Annotated in this window: 17 protein-coding genes; 6 read left to right on the top strand and 11 right to left on the bottom strand. The window is 68.3% G+C overall.

The window, feature by feature from the left end:
* Positions 1-21: 21 nt before the first annotated feature.
* Both NR810_RS46320 and NR810_RS46315 read left to right on the top strand, forming a co-directional pair.
* A complete protein-coding gene (locus NR810_RS46320) occupies positions 22-366 on the top strand; it encodes a hypothetical protein (RefSeq protein WP_257462117.1) in 345 nt (114 codons plus the stop codon).
* A gap of 4 nt (positions 367-370) precedes the next feature.
* Positions 371-1,123: a Mut7-C ubiquitin/RNAse domain-containing protein gene (locus NR810_RS46315; RefSeq protein ID WP_257462116.1), complete on the top strand. Its 753-nt coding sequence runs from the start codon at positions 371-373 to the stop codon at positions 1,121-1,123.
* A gap of 128 nt (positions 1,124-1,251) precedes the next feature.
* Here NR810_RS46315 and ileS read toward each other — a convergent pair whose 3' ends face one another.
* The 8 genes from ileS to NR810_RS46275 form a co-directional block, all read right to left on the bottom strand.
* Positions 1,252-4,143, bottom strand: a complete 2,892-nt coding sequence (ileS, locus tag NR810_RS46310; RefSeq protein WP_257462115.1) for an isoleucine--tRNA ligase — start codon at positions 4,141-4,143, stop codon at positions 1,252-1,254.
* A 91-nt stretch (positions 4,144-4,234) separates the two neighbouring features.
* A complete protein-coding gene (locus NR810_RS46305; RefSeq protein ID WP_257462114.1) occupies positions 4,235-4,567 on the bottom strand; it encodes a hypothetical protein in 333 nt (110 codons plus the stop codon).
* A 10-nt stretch (positions 4,568-4,577) separates the two neighbouring features.
* Positions 4,578-5,549 carry a serine hydrolase gene (locus NR810_RS46300; RefSeq protein ID WP_257462112.1) on the bottom strand — a complete coding sequence of 324 codons (972 nt, stop codon included), beginning with the start codon at positions 5,547-5,549 and terminating at the stop codon, positions 4,578-4,580.
* Entirely contained in the window at positions 5,546-6,253 is a 708-nt protein-coding gene (locus NR810_RS46295; protein WP_257462111.1) for a hypothetical protein, read from the bottom strand. Before NR810_RS46295 ends, NR810_RS46300 begins: the two co-directional genes overlap by 4 nt.
* Positions 6,238-7,155 (bottom strand): hypothetical protein, encoded by a 918-nt coding sequence (locus NR810_RS46290; protein ID WP_257462109.1) that lies wholly within the window; start codon positions 7,153-7,155, stop codon positions 6,238-6,240. The genes NR810_RS46295 and NR810_RS46290 overlap by 16 nt, the downstream gene beginning before the upstream one ends.
* On the bottom strand, positions 7,152-8,732 hold the full coding sequence (locus NR810_RS46285) for a pilus assembly protein TadG-related protein (protein WP_257462108.1): 1,581 nt from the start codon (positions 8,730-8,732) through the stop codon (positions 7,152-7,154). Before NR810_RS46285 ends, NR810_RS46290 begins: the two co-directional genes overlap by 4 nt.
* 7 nt (positions 8,733-8,739) lie before the next feature.
* Entirely contained in the window at positions 8,740-9,495 is a 756-nt protein-coding gene (locus NR810_RS46280) for a TadE/TadG family type IV pilus assembly protein (RefSeq protein ID WP_257462107.1), read from the bottom strand.
* Between the two features lie 100 nt (positions 9,496-9,595).
* Complete coding sequence (locus NR810_RS46275) at positions 9,596-11,047, bottom strand: sigma 54-interacting transcriptional regulator (RefSeq protein ID WP_257462106.1); 1,452 nt, start codon at positions 11,045-11,047, stop codon at positions 9,596-9,598.
* 70 nt (positions 11,048-11,117) lie between these two features.
* On the opposite strand from NR810_RS46275, the gene NR810_RS46270 reads away from it, so the two are divergent.
* A complete protein-coding gene (locus tag NR810_RS46270; RefSeq protein ID WP_257462105.1) occupies positions 11,118-12,155 on the top strand; it encodes an ATP-grasp domain-containing protein in 1,038 nt (345 codons plus the stop codon).
* Between the two features lie 130 nt (positions 12,156-12,285).
* A complete protein-coding gene (locus NR810_RS46265; protein ID WP_257462104.1) occupies positions 12,286-12,957 on the top strand; it encodes a DsbA family oxidoreductase in 672 nt (223 codons plus the stop codon).
* A 41-nt stretch (positions 12,958-12,998) separates the two neighbouring features.
* Here the strand turns inward: NR810_RS46265 and NR810_RS46260 are convergent, their stop codons facing one another.
* Complete coding sequence (locus NR810_RS46260; RefSeq protein WP_257462103.1) at positions 12,999-13,985, bottom strand: hypothetical protein; 987 nt, start codon at positions 13,983-13,985, stop codon at positions 12,999-13,001.
* Between the two features lie 194 nt (positions 13,986-14,179).
* Here NR810_RS46260 and NR810_RS46255 point away from each other — a divergent pair, with 194 nt between their 5' ends.
* On the top strand, positions 14,180-15,340 hold the full coding sequence (locus NR810_RS46255) for a hypothetical protein (RefSeq protein ID WP_257462102.1): 1,161 nt from the start codon (positions 14,180-14,182) through the stop codon (positions 15,338-15,340).
* 182 nt (positions 15,341-15,522) lie between these two features.
* Entirely contained in the window at positions 15,523-16,386 is an 864-nt protein-coding gene (locus tag NR810_RS46250; protein WP_257462101.1) for a carboxypeptidase-like regulatory domain-containing protein, read from the top strand.
* 67 nt (positions 16,387-16,453) lie between these two features.
* Here the strand turns inward: NR810_RS46250 and NR810_RS46245 are convergent, their stop codons facing one another.
* Positions 16,454-17,008, bottom strand: a complete 555-nt coding sequence (locus NR810_RS46245) for a hypothetical protein (protein ID WP_257462099.1) — start codon at positions 17,006-17,008, stop codon at positions 16,454-16,456.
* A 77-nt stretch (positions 17,009-17,085) separates the two neighbouring features.
* The gene (locus NR810_RS46240) at positions 17,086-17,556 is read right to left on the bottom strand and encodes a hypothetical protein (RefSeq protein ID WP_257462098.1); all 471 of its coding nucleotides are present in this window, start codon (positions 17,554-17,556) and stop codon (positions 17,086-17,088) included.
* Positions 17,557-17,775: the final 219 nt, after the last annotated feature.

Genomic DNA, 17,775 nt, shown 5'->3' with positions numbered 1-17,775 from the left:
ATGGGGACTGTTGAGCCACCTGTGACGCCGAATCCGAACGAGACTCCCACCGCCACCGCCGTGGCGAAGCCCAAGCCCACCCTCATGGAGCGGCTCCAGGACTTCATCACGCGCTACGGCATGCTGGCCATCGTGGTGCACTACTCCATCTTCATCCTGTGCCTGGTGGTCTTCGCGCTGCTCATCCGCGCGGGCTTCAATGTCACCGGAGCCGCTGGAGCCGCGGGGACCTTCGCGGGCGCCTACGCCGCCTGCCAGGTCATCAAGATTCCGCGCTTCGCCGCCACGTTCGCCCTCACGCCGCTCATCGACCGCATCATCCGCCGGCTGCGCAACAAGGGCCCCGCCGAGCCGCCTCGTTCTTGAAGTCATGAGGCAGGTGACGGTCCGTTTCTACGGCTCGCTCAACGACTTCCTGGCCCCCGAGCGCCGCGGCGTCGAGTTCCTTCATGCCCTCGCCGGGCCCTGCTCGGTGAAGGACCTCATCGAGTCGCTCGGCCCGCCCCACCCCGAGGTGGACGTGGTGCTCGTGGACGGCGAGGCCGTGGACTTCTCCCACCGCGTCGAGCCCGGCCAGCGGCTCGCGGTGTACCCCGTGTTCTCCGCCATCGACGTGGCACCGCTCGTGCGCGTGGGGCCCCCTGCCCTCCCCAAGCCCCGCTTCCTGCTCGACGTGGGCCTCGGCCGGCTCGCGGGCCTGCTGCGCATGCTCGGGTTCGACACGCTGTGGCGCAATGACTACGCCGATGACGTGCTCGCCCGTGTGTCCCGGGACGAGCAGCGCATCCTGCTCACACGGGATATTGGCGTGCTCAAGCGCTCCGAGGTGGTTCACGGGTATTTTCCCCGCGAGACGAACCCCTCGCAGCAGCTCGTGGAAGTGGTCCGGCGATTCAGGCTCACCGCGCTCATGCATCCGTTCTCGCGGTGCATCGCGTGCAACGGCGCGCTCTCCGAGGCTTCTCACGCGGAGGTCCAGGGCCGCGTGCCGGAGCGCGTGCATGCCTCGTTCACCCGGTTCCAACAGTGCCCCGAATGCAAGCGCGTGTTCTGGGCTGGTTCACACCACGCTCGCATGCAGGTCATCATCGACAAGCTGCGCGAGCTCGAGCAGCTCCCGTAGGGAGCCGCGGCCGTAGACCCTCACCCTGGCCCTCTCCCAGAGGGAGAGGGGATTGACTCGGGCTCAACCCGGGGCGCGAGGTACCCTCACCCCGTCCCTCTCCCGAAGGGAGAGGGGTTGTTGGGACCTCAGCTCAGCGCTTCCTGGCATTTGGCGCAGACTTCCGCTCCGGACTCGACCTTCTCCGAGTACGTCCAGCAGCGCGGGCATTTCGCTCCCTTCGCCGGCAGCACCTCCGCCTTCACTTCCTCGCCCAGCACCTGCGCCACGTTCAGTGACTGAGCTTTCTCCCCCGCCCCATCCACCAGCTCCACCTGGCTCACGATCAGCAGCCCCGGCAGCTCCGCCTCGTTCGCCTTCAGGAACTCCCTCGCCTTGCCGCTCGCGCTCAGCACCACCCGCGCCTCCAGCGACGCGCCAATCATCTTGTCCCGCCTCGCCGCCTCCAGCAGCCCCTGCACCGCGCTACGCACCGCGAAGAGCTTCTCGTAACGCTCCGCCAGCGCCGCGTCCGTCTTCACCGCCGGCTCCGGGAAGTCCGTCAGGTACACGCTCTCCGCCTTCTTCCCCGGCAGGTACTGCCACGCCTCCTCCGCCGTGAAGCTCATCACCGGCGCCAACACCTGCAGCAGCACCGTCGCCACCTCGTGCAGCACCGTCTGCGCGCTCCGCCTCGCGTGGCCCGTCGTCCTCGTCGTGTACAGCCGGTCCTTCAGGATGTCGAAGTACACCGCCGACAGGTCTCCCGCGCAGAAGTCCACCACCGTCGCGTACACGAGGTGGAACTCGTACGCCTCGTAGGCCCTCTTCACCCGCGCCACCACATCCGCCAGCCGGCCTCTCGCCCACGTGTCCAGCGACAGCAGCTCGCCCGCCGGCACCGCGTCTTTCGCTGGGTCGAAGTCGTACAGGTTGCTCAACGCGTACCGGATGGTGTTGCGGATCTTCCGGTAGCCCTCACTCAGCCCCTTGAGGATCTGGTCCGACAGGCGCACGTCGTTGCGGTAGTCGCTCGAGGCCACCCACAGCCGCAGCACCTCGGCGCCGTACTGCTGGATGATCTTCTCCGGCGCCACCACGTTGCCCCGGCTCTTCGACATCTTCTCGCCCGCGCCGTCCACCACGAAGCCGTGCGTCAGGCACGCCTTGTACGGCGACTCGTCCCTCGTCCCCACCGACACCAGGATGGACGAGTGGAACCAGCCCCGGTGCTGATCACTCCCCTCCAGGAACAGGTCCGCCGGAATCCGCTGCCGCCGCCCCGATACCGCGCTGAACGCGCACGCCGAGTCGAACCACACGTCCAGGATGTCCGTCTCGCGGCGGAACTCCGTCTTGCCGCACTTCGCACACGCGTAGCCCGCGGGGAGGAACTCCTTCACCGGCGTGCGGTACCACACGCCCGCGCCCTCCTTCTCCACCGCCGCCGCCACCTTCTCCATCAGCTCCGGAGAGATGACCGACTCCTCGCACCCCTCGCAGTACGCGATGGGGATGGGCACGCCCCACGTCCGCTGCCGGCTGATGCACCAGTCCGGCCGCGTCTCCAGCATGCCCCGGATGCGGCTGTGTCCCCACGAGGGCACCCACTGCACCCGGTCCACCTCGTCCAGCACCTGCTGCCGGAACGTCTTCTCGCCCTTCAGCGGCTTGTCCAACGGGATGAACCACTGGTACGTCGCGCTGAGGATCACCGGGTTGTGGCACCGCCAGCAGTGCGGATAGCTGTGCTCGACCTTGTCCGACTTGTCGTTGAGCAGCACGCCCTTCTCGGCCAGCGCTTCGATGATGACCGGGTTGGCCTCGAAGACCTTCTTGCCCGCGAGCCAGCTCCCCACGCTCTCGTCGTAGCGGCCGTCCTGGCGCACCGGGTTGTAGATGTCGAGCCCGTACTTCAGGCCCACCTCGTAGTCCTCCTGGCCGTGTCCCGGCGCCGTGTGCACCAGGCCCGTACCGGCCTCCAGCGTCACGTGCTCGCCCAGGAGGATCTTCCCCTCCCGCTCGTAGAAGACGTGCCGGTAGGTACAGCCCTCCAGCTCGTCACCGCGCGCGTACGCGAGGATGCGCTCCGGCTCCACCAGCGCGGCCGCCGACACCTCTTCGCCGGCCACCTTCACGTTCTTCACCGCCAGCTCGTCCGCCTTCACCTCGGCCAGCACCTTGGGCAGCAGGTCCTTCGCCACGCAGATGACCCGCTCGCCCAGCGCGTAGAACACGTACTCGTACTCCGCGTTCATCGCGATGGCCAGGTTGGCCGGCAGCGTCCACGGCGTCGTGGTCCAGATGACGAACGAGACGTTCTTCCCCTTCAGCGCCGGCACCCGCCCGGCCACCTCGGGACCCGCCGGGAAGGCCACGTACACCGACGGGCTCGCGTGGTCCTCGTACTCCACCTCGGCCTCGGCCAGCGCCGTCTGGTCCGTCAGGCAGAAGTACACCGGCTTCTTGCGCCGGTAGAGCATGCCCCGCTTCGCGAACGTGGCCAGCTCGCGGATCTCCTGAGCCTCGTAGGCGAAGTCGAGCGTGCGGTACGGGTGCTCCCAGTCCCCGAGGATGCCCAGGCGCTTGAACTCGGTGCGCTGGATGTCGATGAACTCCACCGCGTACGCGCGGCACTGCTCCAGGAAGGCTTCCCGGTCCAGCGTCCGCTTGTCGATCTTCTTGTCCTTGAGCCGCTTCTCCACCGCCTGCTCGATGGGCAGACCGTGGGTGTCCCAGCCAGGGATGTAGTCGCACCGTCGGCCCGCCAGGTTGCGGTACTTCACGACGATGTCCTTGAGGACCTTGTTGAGCGCGTGGCCCGCGTGGATGTGCCCGTTGGCGTAGGGCGGCCCATCCGTCAGGACGAAGGGCTCGGCCTCCGCGCGCCGCTCGAGAATCTTCCCCCAGATGCCCCGCTCCGCCCACCAGCCGAGCATCCTCGGCTCCAGCTGGGCCAGGTTCCCCTTCATGGGGAAGTCCGTCTTGGGGAGGTTGACCGAATCCTTGTAATCCTTCGGGGGTGCACCGGTGTCGCTCATGGCCACCGGCCGTAACACGGGGCCGGCAGTGCTTCAACCGCGTCACCCTCCGGCCGAGCCCTCCCCTCCCCCGAAGCTGGGGGAGCGACCCCTAATACTTCGACCGGTTGTTCTGCCCCTGCTGCGTCCGGTGCTTGCTCCGCTGCGGCTTCTCCTTGGGGCAGTCCTTGCTGCACGCGTTGACCTTCTCCTCGAAGTGCTCGGAGCAGCGCCGCGAACAGTGCTCGAAGCCGCCCTTGTTGCTCTCGGGGTTCGGGCACTTCGCCACGCACTGCTGCATCGGTGCCATGGCCTTCTCGGTGCAGGCCGCCTCGCACGTCTTCGGCTTGTTCTGGGAGCCCGCCGCGCTCGCCGGCAGCGCCAGCAGCGCTCCGCCCAGCATCAGCAGGCCCCAGGCCCGTCCCACTCGCTTCATCGTCCGCATGTGTATCCCCTCAATCACAGTCCTTCGGAACGGGAGCCGACTCTGGCAGGCCGAAGGTGCCCGGGTCGAGAACGCCCGCCGCGTCGTGGCAGGCGAGCGACGCATCGCGGGAGACGGTCCGGTACAGCACGCACGAGGCGCGCTCGACGAAGGGCGCCTGGCGCCGCCAGTAGTCCCTGCCACGGCGGGCCAGCAGCGCCACGGCGTAGCGGTCCCCACCGGGCACCTGCACCACCCCCACCTCGGTGAGCGTGTTGTACACGGCGTCGTCCGAGCAGCAGCCAGGGGGCAGCCAGCCCGCCTTGTGCATCAGCGTGACGCGCGCGGGCTCCGGCAGCAGCGCCCCCATCCACCCACCACACCCGGTGCGCGGGGTGAGCGTCATCCACTGGCGCAGCGCCTCCGTCTCCGCCCCGCCGAGCAGCTCACCCCGGTCCCACCGCGTGAGCACCTCCACCACGTCCCGGGCGGTGAAGTAGTTGTCCCCGCCCATCTCCCGCGGCGAGTTGGTCGCCTGGCGCGGCTTGCCGTACCTCCACCGGGTGAGCGCGGTGTGTCTCAGCCCCAGCTCGCGGTACCAATCATTGACGGCATCCGGGCCGATCAGGTCGATGACCTCGCCCGAGGCCTCGTTGTCCGAGGCACGGAAGATGGGTCCGGCGTGGGGAGCCACCTTGTCGGTGCCCACGCGCGCGAGCGCCGCCGCCACCCAGAGCACCTTCGCGGCGCTGGCCGAGACGTGGGGCACCTCGTCCGCCACGCCCGCGTACTCGCCCGTGCGGAGGTTGCGCACGGCGATGGCCACCTCCGTCCCGGGCGACAGCAGGGCCGCCTCGGCGGCCAGTTGCGTCACCGCCTCCTGGAGCGTCGCGGGCCGCGCGGGGGCCGCCTTCACGGGCTCGGGCCGGGCCTCGCGCGCCACGCATCCCGGCACGGCGAGCAACCCCAGGGCCACGCACGCGCCGAGCACCCCGCGTGTCATTCGGAGAGGTCCTCCTCATCGCGGGCGAGGTACCCGCCCAGCACGACCACCGAGAGCTGCCCCTTCTCCAGGGGACGGGCCATCACCACCACCCGCTCGTTGCCCTTGCGGTAGGTGCCCGGGCGCTTCTCCTCCCAACCGGCGGCCTTCATGGCGTCGCGGTAGAAGGCGGCGAGCTGCTCGGCCGTGGCGGTGATGACGTACGAGAGCGAGCGCGCGGCCTCGACGTCGCTGGTGACGAGCTGCGTGGCTCCCGGGTACACCGGCGCGAAGGCGTTGTCGGCCGTGGGATTGCGGATCTGCCCCACGTTGGCGGTGCCCAGCAGCACGCGCGTCGTCTTCCCATCCGGGTTGAGCCGCAGGAACACGGTGTACGTGAGGTCCCGGTTCACATCCAGCGCCGTCAGGGACAGGCCCCCGTGGACATGCACCTGGTGCGAGGGCGGAGGAATGTAGAACCCCTGCTGCTTGAACTGCTCGGCGAAGTGGCGGAGGAGGTCCTTCGGCTTCCACGAGGACGTCACCGCGTGCAGCTTCATGGGGATGCCGAGCGCCACCTGCACGCCGTCCACCTCCACCTGCGACACCATTCCCGGCACGTCCCACTCGAAGCGCTTCTTCTTCTCCGGCTCCGCCGCGCCGGCCGGCAGCAGCGCCCCGAGCACGAGCGCCACCACCAGCCCCGCCCTCACAACCCCAACCATCTATTACCCCGGTCCTTGTATTTGGAGTTGCGGCTTCCGCTGCGCACGTTGGTCATCCAGTCATTGGGACCGCTGTCGCCGTCGGTGAATTCCGGGTCCGGCTTGCCGCTCTGGTAGCTCATCCAGAAGGTGCCATCGAACCTGCCGGGCGCCGCGTTGACGATGGCCATGGCCATGGCCTGGCCGGCGCCCATGCCCGAAGCGCCCGTCTGGTTGTACACGTTGCGCACCAGGCCCGAGAAGCCATCGTTGCCCCCGCTGTCGAGCAGGTGGTCCTGGCTCTCCGCGCCCCCGGACAGCCCCCAGTCATCCAGCATGATGGCGAACCGGCCCTGGCTGCAGTCGCCATTCGAGGCCATGCCCATGGAGCAGAAGGTGAACCACCCCAGGTTCGGGTAGTTCTTCACCTTGAAGAAGCCCTCGTTTCCCTGGTCCACGAAGGACTTGGGGAAGTTGATGACGCGCAGCTGCGCGCTCGCGTAGCACCCCATGCCTCCGCTGCCGCCCGGGTAGGCCTGGTAGTTGTTCTGGGACATGTTCGCCACCTGGTCCGACTCACAGGTGACGTTCATGCTCCTGGCCTCGGTGAACACCAGCTTCACCGTCCCATCGCCGTTCTTCTTGGACTCGCGCCCGTCGAAGCTGGTGTAGCGGCCCGTCGCCTCGGAGCCCGCGCTGCTGATGGCCTGCTGGCGAGGCGAGTAGTCATTGGGATGCTCGTGCATCTTCTTCGCCGTGGTGTCCCACAGCGCGTTGGCGGCCGCCTCGTGCACCTTGGGCGCCAGGTAGCCCAGCTCCGCCAGGTGGATGCCCCACACCACGATGGAGACGAAGACGATCAACCCGAGCGCCGTCTCGACGAGTGACTGTCCGCGCGGCGCGCGGCGGGGGAGCGTGCTCATTGCCAGCCTCCGAACTTCGCGTCGTAGAGCGCCTGATAGGTCTGCTTCGCCACGTCCAGCCCGACATTGTCGAGCGTCTTGGCGATGTCGCCCTCGCGGCCCTTGCCCTGCGCGTCGATGTCCGGCGCCACCAGCGTGGCGCGCCAGAAGGGATTCATGAAGTTGGGCGGCTCGGCCCAGTCCCCACCGCGGTGGTAGTAGGCCAACCCCGTGGCCAGGGTGGCCTGCTTGCGGATGTCGTACTTGCCGTTGTCCGTGCTCAGCCCCCGGTTGTCGAAGCGGCTGGTGCGATTGGGGGAGAAGCTGAAGTTGAAGTTCCGGAACCAGGGGGCCGCGTTCTTCAGATCCTTCTTCGGCTGGCCGTAGTCGCGCGTGATGAGCGAGTACAACTTGGGCTGGCCCTGGAGGTCGTCCTTGTTGGACAGCTTGTTCTCGTTGTAGTCGTAGACGATGGGCCAGTTGCCGCCGGCGATGTCGCCGATGAGCGAGTGGGTGGTGTCACTCTGGTTCTGGCACGTGTCGCCACTCCACGTGTGCACGTCGGGGTTGCTGCTGAGGTTGGCCCGCACATTGGCCTCCACCGACCCCGTCCCGAAGACGGGGCAGCTCGCCATCAGACCTGCCCAGCTCACGTTGCCATGGTCGTCCGACTGGGCCGCGCCCGGATTGCCCTCCGCGCCGTGCAGGGGCCCATCGAACTGGTCGGACCGGTACGCGGCACCGTCGCCACTGTAGACCGCGGCGCCCGTGAACCCCGCGAAGACGACGTTGAGCCGGGCGGTGATCATCGCCGCGCCGCCCGCGCGGCCCGTGGTGAAGGCATCGCCGCGGCTGCCCATGTAGATTTCGTACTGGTGGTCGATGCTGTTGCCGCCCTGGGGATTGCTGCTCGGCATCGGATCACACGCGGCGCCGTCGCTGCAGTTCTTGGAGATCTCCCGCATGTTGATCTTGCTGCCCTCCGCGGGTGCCTCCAGGGGCCAGATGGACGCGCCCTGGGCCTTCTCCACGATGGTCCCCGCCAGGCTCTGGTCGCGGATGAGTCCATCCAGGGTCCGGTAGTTGGCCGCGAAGTCATTCTCGTACATCGCCGCCTCGAGGCCATTGAGGCCCCGCACCTGTGCCGAAGCGGCCCGGTCGACCCCGTCCCACACATTCTGGACGCGCTGGATCTCCTGGTTGAGCTTCTGCATCCACTGGGTCATCTTGAGCTGCGCGGGAGGGATGCGCCAGGGCGGCTGGCACAGGGCCAGCTCCGCCTGCATCATCGGGTACACGCTGCTCCTGAGCACATTGAGCGAGCCGCGGTAGGCCGAGGCCCAGCTGATGTAGGCCTGCGTGGCGGTCTGGGCCACCAGCAGGCTCCACTCGGTGCGGTTCATCACCGCGATGACGTTGAAGGTACGGGCGGTGGCCACGGCGTCCGAGTAGGCGGCCGCGTCGGCGATCGTCTGCAGCTCCATCTTCTCGCGCACGCGCATGCCCATGGAGACGGTGAGCAGCACCATCAACGCGAGCAGCATCAGCGTGAGCGAGAACAGCACCAGCGATTGGCCACGGGAGCGACAGGTCTTCATGGCGTCCTCAGTTGGGGGCGGCGCAGTGCTGCTGCGCGAAGTTCTCCGGCTTTGCCGGAGTCATCATCCGCATGGAGTAGCTGGCCGTGATGGGGAAGACGTAGCTGCCCTGGCCCGGCGCGGTCCTGCTCGAATAGGCGTTGCGGATGAGCGCTTCCATCTTCCCCGGCCCGTTCTCCCAGTTGGCGTCCTTGTCCGCCAGGATGAGCGGGTTGGCGCTGTGCAGCTCCGCGATGGCGAAGTGAGCGCGGAACATCCGGGTCAGCACCCAGTCCGCGAACGGAATGCGCAGCGGGTACCAGAACACCATGCGCACCTCGAGCCGCCTCGGGTCGCCGCCCTGATCGAAGGTGTCCTCCTCCGACGCGGTGACGTTGGTGGGGCTCTCGCGCAGCAGCCACACCACCTGACCCGTGAAGGGCGTGCCCGTCGAGCCGCCCGACAACTGGCCGTCGTAGCTGTTGTTGCTGAAGCGCTCGTAGGCCTCCGCGAGCCGCTCCGGGCTGTCCGTGCGCGCGAAGGTGGGCAGCAGCGCGCCGATGGCCGCGTCCATCATCCGCTTGCACTCGCCGTGGCTCACGCTGCCGGCGCGCGTGGCGCGGAACACCGCGTACTGGGTCATGATGCGCGCCTGCAACAGCAGGAAGAGCTGCAGCGTGCCCAGGATCAGGAAGATCACCAGAGGCAGCGTCAACGCCGCTTCCACGGATGCCTGACCGGACTGACGCCCCTGGATCGGGGCCGGGTTCTCCTGGGAACTCATACCTTGTGGTTGTTCCACTCCACCCGGCGCTTTCCCATCCGTCAACTGGACGGCCCCTGCCCGCCTGCCTGCTCGAACGTGTGAAACCTGACGCGCCGCATCAGCGCGGCTTCATACCCTTGGCATCCAGCTGATACTTCTTCACCAGGCGTTCAATCGACTTGCGGTGCAGGCCGCTCTCACGGGCGGCGCGGGAGAGGTTGCCCTCGCAGCGGGTGAGGACGCTGGTGACGTACTCGCGCTCGAAGTTCTCCAGCAGCTGCTCCTTGGCGTCCTTGAAGGTGAGGTGCTCGTTGAAGGGCAGGGGCCCCTCGCGCGCCTGGCCTCGCAACCGGGGTGGCAGGTGCTCGGGCAGCAACTCCTCTCCGTCACTGAAGGCCAGCACGTGGGAGAGCACGTTCACCAGCTCGCGCACGTTGCCCGGCCACGGGTAGGCCATCAGCAGCGCCAGGGCCTCGGGGGAGATGTGCTTGCGGCCATGGCGCGCCACCATCTCCGGCTCGGCCAGGGCCCGCTTGAGGATGAGGGGAATGTCCTCGCGGCGCTGGCACAGCGGCGGCAGCTGGATGTTGATGACGGACAGGCGGAAGAAGAGATCCTCTCGGAAGTTGCCCGCCGCTATCTCCTTCACCAGGTCCCGGTTGGTGGCGGCGATGACGCGGCAGTCCACCTCCATGACGTCGTTGCCGCCCACGCGCCGCACCTCGCGGTTCTCCAGCACGCGCAGCAGCTTGGGCTGCAGGTCCAACCGCAGCTCGCCCAGCTCGTCCAGGAAGATGGTGCCCCCGTGCGCCCGCTCGAAGGCGCCCGGCCGCGCCGTCATCGCCCCCGTGAAGGCCCCCTTCTCGTGGCCGAACAGCTCGCTCTCGATGAGGTTGGGCGGAATGGCGCCGCAGTCCAGCACCACCATCGGCCCCTTCTTCCGGCCGCTCAGCTCATGGATGGCCTGCGCCACCAGCTCCTTCCCCGTCCCCGTCTCTCCATTGATGATGACGGACACGTCCATGGGGGCGATCTTCTTGATGAGAGCGAAGATCTGCCTCATCTGCACGCTCTGTCCCACCATCCCGCACAGCTCGCCGTCACGGTCCGGCTCGACCGTCACCTCCTCGTCGATGGGGGAGAAGGCCAGCGTGGAGGAGCCGGCGCGAATCTGGGAGTTGGCGGACAGGTAGGCGCGCTCGATGCGCCGGCCATCCAGGAAGGTGCCGTTGGTGGAGTTGAGGTCCACCAGCAGCCAGCCCCGCTCGGTGTTGATGATTTCGAAGTGGTGGCGGCTGGCCGTCCGGTCCTCGGCGAGCACCAGGTCATTGGTGGGGTGGGCTCCGCAGCGCAGGCGCTCCTTGTCGGAGACCAGGGACTTGCCCTCGTCCGGGCCGGCCGACACCTGCAGCCGGCACTTGCGCAGCTTGAGCGTGGTGCGCGGCGACTCGAGGACCAGGACCTCGGTCCCGGCGCCGGCTCCGCTGTCCGCCGGAGCGACGATGGAGTCGAGACCGTTCTCGCCCGGGTTGGTCAGGATGTCGTCCGGGTGCGGTTCGTTAGCGCTCATCATTTTACGATGATAGCAAACACTCGTGACGTGACTCGCGTCCGCCCGTGGTAGTCTCACGCCCCTCCACATGCCCACCAAGAAGGTCTCGACCAAGAAGGCGGCCGGCAAGGTCCGCCCGAAGGCCCCGGCGCACGCGGTCGAACCGCCTCCCCCCGCCCTCCCGGTCTCGCCGGCCCCGCGCCGCGCACGAGCGAAGAAGACGGTGGTCATCCTCTCCCGCAAGCGCTCCCTGTACTCCACCCGGCGGCTGGTGGAGGCCGTCAAGCAGCGCGGCCACCGGCCCCTGGTGCTGGACACCCTGCGCTGCACCATGGTGCTCGCCCCGGGCCAGCCGCGGATGCTCTACCGAGGGGTGGAGGTCAAGGGCGTGGACGTGGTGATTCCGCGCATCGGCGCCTCCATCACCGGATATGGCCTGGCGGTGGTGAACCACTTCGAGATGATGGGGGTGCCGGTACTCAATGGCGCCTCGGCCATCTCCCACAGCCGGGACAAGCTGCGTGCCCTCCAGCTGCTGTGCCGCAGTGGGCTGGACGTCCCCCGGACGGTGATGGCGCATGACCGCAGCAACGTCCGCAAGCTCGTGGAGGAGGTAGGCGGGCTGCCCATCATCATCAAGCTGCTGCGCGGCACCCAGGGCGTGGGGGTGATGATCGCCCACACGCTCCAGGAGGTGCAGACCATCCTCAACACCTTCTGGGACCTGGGGCAGGAGGTGGTGCTCCAGGAGTTCGTGGCGGAGAGCAAGGGGCGCGACGTGCGCGCCCTGGTGGTGGGCGACAAGGTGGTGGGCGCCATGCAGCGGCGGGCCAAGAAGGGCGAGTTCCGCTCCAACATCCACCGCGGCGGCGAGGGACACCCCGTGGAGCTCCCCTCCTCCTATGTGGAGGTGGCGGTGCAGGCCGCGCGCCTGCTCGGGTTGGAGATCGCCGGCGTGGACATGCTCGAGGGCCGGGCGGGCCCCCGGCTGATGGAGCTCAACTCCAGTCCGGGCTTCGAGGGCCTGGAGCGGGCGACGAAGCAGGACATCGCCGGGGCGATCCTCGACCACGCGCTCGTCCTCTCCGAGGCGCACGCGGCGGCCAAGCCGTTGCTGGTGGTGTAACTGCGGCTCGTGGAGCAGGCGGGCGGACGAGCTACTTGCTCGGCCCTCGTGGGAATGGGCTCATTTCCAAAATGTCGGAGGGGATTGGCAGTGGGAGTGAGGCCTTCGTAATCTGTGCGCGCTCGCACCCATGAAGCCCCTGCCCAAGCCACTGCAGATCACCGTCTACCAGGATGTGTTGTGCGCCTGGTGCTATCTGGCCGACCTGCGGCTGGAATCCCTCAAACAGGAGTTCGGAGACATCCTCCGCTGGCGCGTCCGTCCGTACCCGCTGCGCCTCCACGACAAGCGCCCCACGGAGAAGGAGCTGCGCGGGCTGACGGAGGAAGTACGCCGGGCCCAACAGGAGCCGGAGCCGGTGGCGAAGCTGCTGACGACGGAGCTGTGGCAGGGCGGAGACGCCCCGCGCACCAGCGTGCCGGCACTGGCGGCGCTGGAGGCGGCGCGGCTGCAGAGCCCGACGGCGAGGGCGTACCTCGCGCGAGCCATGCAGCGGGCGGCGCTGGAGCAGGGCGTGAACGTGACGCGCACGGACGTCATCTTCGAGCTAGCCAGCCGCGTGGGCCTGAACATGGGCCCCTTCTCGGCGGCGTACCACTCGGAGGACACGCGCAAGCTCATCCTCGACGAGCACCAGCTCGCGGCCAGCCGCGGCGTGCGCGGGGTGCCCACGATCGTCATCGGCGGCCGGTGGATGGTGTGCGGCCTGCGCGACGTGTCCGAGTACCGCGAGCACATCCTCACCTGCATCGGCAAGCTGAACGCCCCGCGCCCGGGCTCGTCCGAGCGCATGGTGCACTGAGGGCCGCCGCGCCGCGGCTCCCACACGTCCGGGGACGGCCCTCAGCGGGGCCGTGCCTTGAGCTCCGAGCCCTTGCGCAGCGCGAGATAGAGGCCCCCTAGCAGGAGCTGGCTCAGCGCGAGGGTCGGGATGAGGCCCACGCAGCAGGCCAGCATGCCGGCCAAGCCCAGCAGCGCCCCGACGAGGGCCACGCCGAGTACCGACAGCCGCTCGCCGCGCGCCAGCGCGTAGCAGTTGCGCAGGGCCTCCACGGCGGAGACGTCCTCGTTGAAGGTGAGCTCCTCCTGGATGAGGTAGAGCGGCAGGCCGAAGTAGAGGCCGGGGACGAGCGTGAGGACTCCCACCCCGACGAAGACGCCCAGGGCGGCCGGCACGTCCACGTCCGTCGAGCGGAACACGTCCCCCGTGACGATGCTCTCCACGGAGTAGCCCATCGCCACCAGCCCCACGAACGACAGGACGGAGAAGAGCAGCAGCAGGGGGAGGAACACCGCCACGCCCCCGAGGAGCGTCGCCCCCACGTAGCGCCCCGCCTTGTGGAATTGGGAGAAGAGCCGGGCGACGTCGGCGTTACCTCCGTCGAGGACATCGAACACCACCCTCATCATCCCCATGCCGATCACCCCCTGCGCCATCTGCACGAAGACGGCGAGGACCACGGAGACGACAATGGACAGGAGGGGGGCCCCGTCACCCACGAGCAACTCCAAGGGCTTGCTGACGAGGTTGGCCCCCACGCTCATGGCCATCGCCACCAGCATCGCCACCGACAGCATCAGCCAGTCGCGCTTGAAGGCCGCGAAGCAGTAGTCCCAGAGGGCACTGAAGTTCCAGGTGTCCCGCCGCAGTGGAAAGACCGGGTGCCCGGCGCGTTCGCGGCACCCGGGGCAGAACGTCTGGGCCCCGCGCTCGCCGCACAGGTCGCACATGAAGTTGCCACACCGCTCGCAGGTGCCCGAGGCCCCCAGCACCGGGTGGAGCGCGCAGTACGCCCCCATCCCACCGCTCCCGGAATCCATGACGGCCATCTCTTCCTCCCTCCCGCCTCCTCTTTACCAGGGGGGAACGGCCCCGGAGCAGCCCCCGGAAGAGACGCACACAGCGTGAGGAGGGAATCCCTGGAAACAGGAGGTGAATTTTCCGACAGCCCGCCCGTCTGCTTGGAAGTCATCGCCGTGATGAAATGGGCAGACCGGCCCTCCGCCGGCTCCGGAGAAATTCCATGCGTCGCCTTCTCGTCCTCACAGTACCGGCCGCCCTGATGATGGGAACGGGCTGTGTCGCCCACTACCACCAGCCAGGCCACTACTCGTCGTCAACCACCACGACCTACGAGTACCGCTACTCCGGCGCCCATCCCGATCAGTACGGCGGGTGGTGCACCGAGGACTACTCCCACGTCCACGGCTACGCGCCCTCGGACGTGAACACCTACACCTACTCGAACGACGTGTACGTGTACCGGGGCCCCCGCGTGGTCTGGTACATGGACTACCACCCGGTCGTCGGCGGCAGCGTCTGCTACATGCACGGCCGCCACAGCCACGACTACTTCCCGTACTCGTACTCGGGCACGACGTACCGCTGGGACAACGGGCGCTCGGGGTACGTCTACAACAACTACCGGCCGCCTCCTCCGCCCCCGTCGTGGGGCGGCAACTCGCATGACGCCTCGCCCGTCCGTGGCGGCCACTCGGGGGGTGGCTACTCGTCCCCTCCGCCTCCTCCTCCGCCCTCCTCGGGCGGCTGGGGCAACTCCAACCGGAACCCGCCTCCTCCGCCGGGAACGAGCTACGGCTCACGGCCCCCGACGAGCAGCGACAACTCCGGTGGCTGGGGCCGCCCGCCTCCGCCGCCTCCTCCCTCGGGCAACTCCGGTGGCTGGGGCAACCGCCCTCCTCCCTCGGGCGGGGGGGGAAGCACGCCTCCGCCGCCTCCTCCCTCGGGCAACTCCGGTGGCTGGGGCAACCGCCCTCCTCCCACGAACGGTGATGGACACAACGGCGGTGGCACCCCTCCGCCTCCGCCCCGCCCCGGTAACGGCGGTGGCAATGGCAACGGGGGCGGCCACGGTAACGGCGGTGGCAATGGCAACGGGGGTGGCCACGGTAACGGCGGTGGCCACGGTAACGGCGGTGGTTGGGGTAACAATGGCGGTGGCAACAGCGGTGGCGGGAATCCTCCGCCCAACCCCGGTGGTGGCCATGGCGGCGGCTGGGGTAACGGCAATGGCGGCGGCAACAGCCACGGCGGCGGCAACGGCGGTGGCAATAGCAACGGCAATGGCGGCGGCTGGGGTAACGGCAATGGCGGCGGCAACGGCGGTGGCAACGGCAACGGCGGTGGCAATGGCAACGGCTGGGGCCGCGGAGGTCGCCGCTAGGAGCTGAACTCCAGCAGTCCGTGATTCGAGGGCCGCTCCCTTCCTCTCGCGAGGCGGGGGCGGCCCTTCGCATTTTCCACCTGTGAGCACTCGGAACGTGGGGATTGCGTCACCCAGGGGACGTCACCGGCCCGAGGGTGGATTGCCGCCGCGCGGGAGCGTGAAGACCTTGGCGCGCAGTCATGATGCGTCCGAGTCTCATTCTCTGCTGCGCTCTCCTTGGGCTCGCCCCGGCGGCCTGTGGCCCTGGCAATTCCGCGAATCCGGATCCCGCCGTCGACGGCAGTGACAGCAAGTCGGTGGATCTCGACCACCTGACCATCACCGTCGCCGGTCGCGCCGAGGTCTTCCCCGAGGCCGCTCGCCTGCTCGAGGCCCGGGGTCAATCCGTCCCCACGCTCGACGGCGTCGCCCTCACCATCGAGGAGCCCTTGCGCATCGGGGTGAACGACGCGGACTCCATCTTCGGCCAGGGCTCCATCAGCGCCGAGGGCGGTTTCGCCGTGCCCGACGTGCCCGTGCGCGGCATCAACCTGAGCCTCGCCGCCAGCCTCGAGCACGAGGGCTTCGTGCGCAGCTCCACCATCGTCTTCGACACCGTCTTCACGCGCACACGGCCGCGCACCGACATCATCGAGGCGCGCGCCTGGGCCCTGCCCAACACCTTCCACGACGCCCTCACCCAGGCCGTGGGCGAGACGTGGATCCGCGCGCACTCCGAAGACCGCGCCCGGACGTTGCGCGATGCCGGCTTCATCCTCGGCCGCGTCGTGGATGCCTCGGGAGCCCCCGTCGCCGGCGCTCGCGTCGTGCTCGACCGGGGAGACCTCGCCAACCGCATCTACTACCCCGCCCCGGACTTCCAGAGCTCCACCCAGGACGCCACCAGTTCCACCGGCCTCTTCCTCTACGTGCACTCCGGCGCCGCCGCCGAGACCTTCACCCTCTCCATCCAGGGCACCCGGGACTACCTGCCCCGCCACGCGGGAGCCACTCCCGGCAGGGCGCTCGTCCTCACCCTGTACCCGGGCAGCATCGCGCCGTAGGACAGAGGAGAACCTGGCGAGGGCCCGGCTGGCCGCCAGGCCTTCCTGGCAGAAGCGGACCGGGAACTCAGGAGGGCGCAGCGGATTCCTGCTCCGCGGACAGGTGCGCCTGTTCCTCCAGTGAAGAGTGAAGGGCTCGGACGAAGGCGTCGAAGCTCGAGTCGTTCACACGAATCCGCTCGGGCTCGAGAGCTCGCGCAATCTGCTTCTGCTGCTTGGGCCCCCAGCCTCCTAGCAACTCGCTCAAGAATTCATCGGGCCGGGTCCCTCCACGCGGCACGCCCTCCACGAAGTGCGCTCCAGCGGCGCGCTCGAGAGCCTTCTCATCCGCCAGCACCCAGTTCTCGATGGAGGGCACTACGGGTACCAGGGTCACTCGTTCAACCACGCCCCCCTTGATGAGCGGAGCCCGGATCTCCTCGAGGATGGCGGCGATGCGCCGCCTGTTGGTGGTACGCGTGTCGAAGACGACGATGATTCGTTGGTAGTCCCTGCCCAGCAGCAAGAGCACCAGGGAAAGAATGCCCATCACATGAGGGGAACCGCCCAGCCGCACGGTCGCGAAGCACGGCCGTGCCGCCAACCGGAGCCGTGCCACGCTCTTCCGAGCCAGTGCCTCCACGAGCCACTTTCCCTTGTTCCCCTCGACGATGAAAGCAACCCTCGGAGGGGCTGCTTGAGTGGAAGACCTCCTCGTCATCAGAACCCCCAACCATCCAAGAGCGTCATGTAAGGGACGTGGCATTCACCGTAACCAGCGGCGTGCCGAAGCTTGAGCTCAAGCACCTTTCGGAACGAGTGCGCGGGCGACAATGCGTCGTCGAGATCATCCTCGCTGAAGAGCAACGTGTTGATCTCCTTGCCCCAAGTCAGGGCTTGAATGGCTCCCTTACTGAACTCCGCGCCGATATAGAGGAAGATCCCGAGCGTCCCGACCAGCTTGCCTTCGAGCTTGCCCCGAAACGCGAACACATCCGCCATGGACACCCGCTCCCTCCAGCGGGCCTCCAGTAGGAAGTGCCGCTGCCCATCCGTGAAGGAAATGTCGATCTCCTCCCCAGGCGGCCGGGTGTTGCGCCGCGGGCGCAGTGACTCGGTTTCGAGCAGCTCGTAGACGATGCCCTCCAGACGGCGGCCTCGTTCCTGCGCCCCCATCCTCCCCTTCTTCAACCCCTCGTACTCCCTCCGCAGTAAGACCTTCCTGCGCCCCATTCCTCCGCGCCTCCCCGTCCCTGACAGGCCCCATGCCTCTCCATCGCTGAACCCGTTCAGTATAGCGGAGGCGTCTGACGTTTCAGGTCAGGTAGTCTGGGGGTTGTCGCCAGTCCTGGCAAGACCTTCCCGCGGAGCTCGGCGGAGCTCGGGACACGGGTGTCTTTCCCTGGGAGG

Source organism: Archangium lipolyticum (genome assembly GCF_024623785.1).
GTDB classification, from domain to species: domain Bacteria; phylum Myxococcota; class Myxococcia; order Myxococcales; family Myxococcaceae; genus Archangium; species Archangium lipolyticum.
The sequence above is the reverse complement of the archived record's forward strand: the minus strand, read 5'-3'. Positions and strand labels throughout refer to the sequence as shown.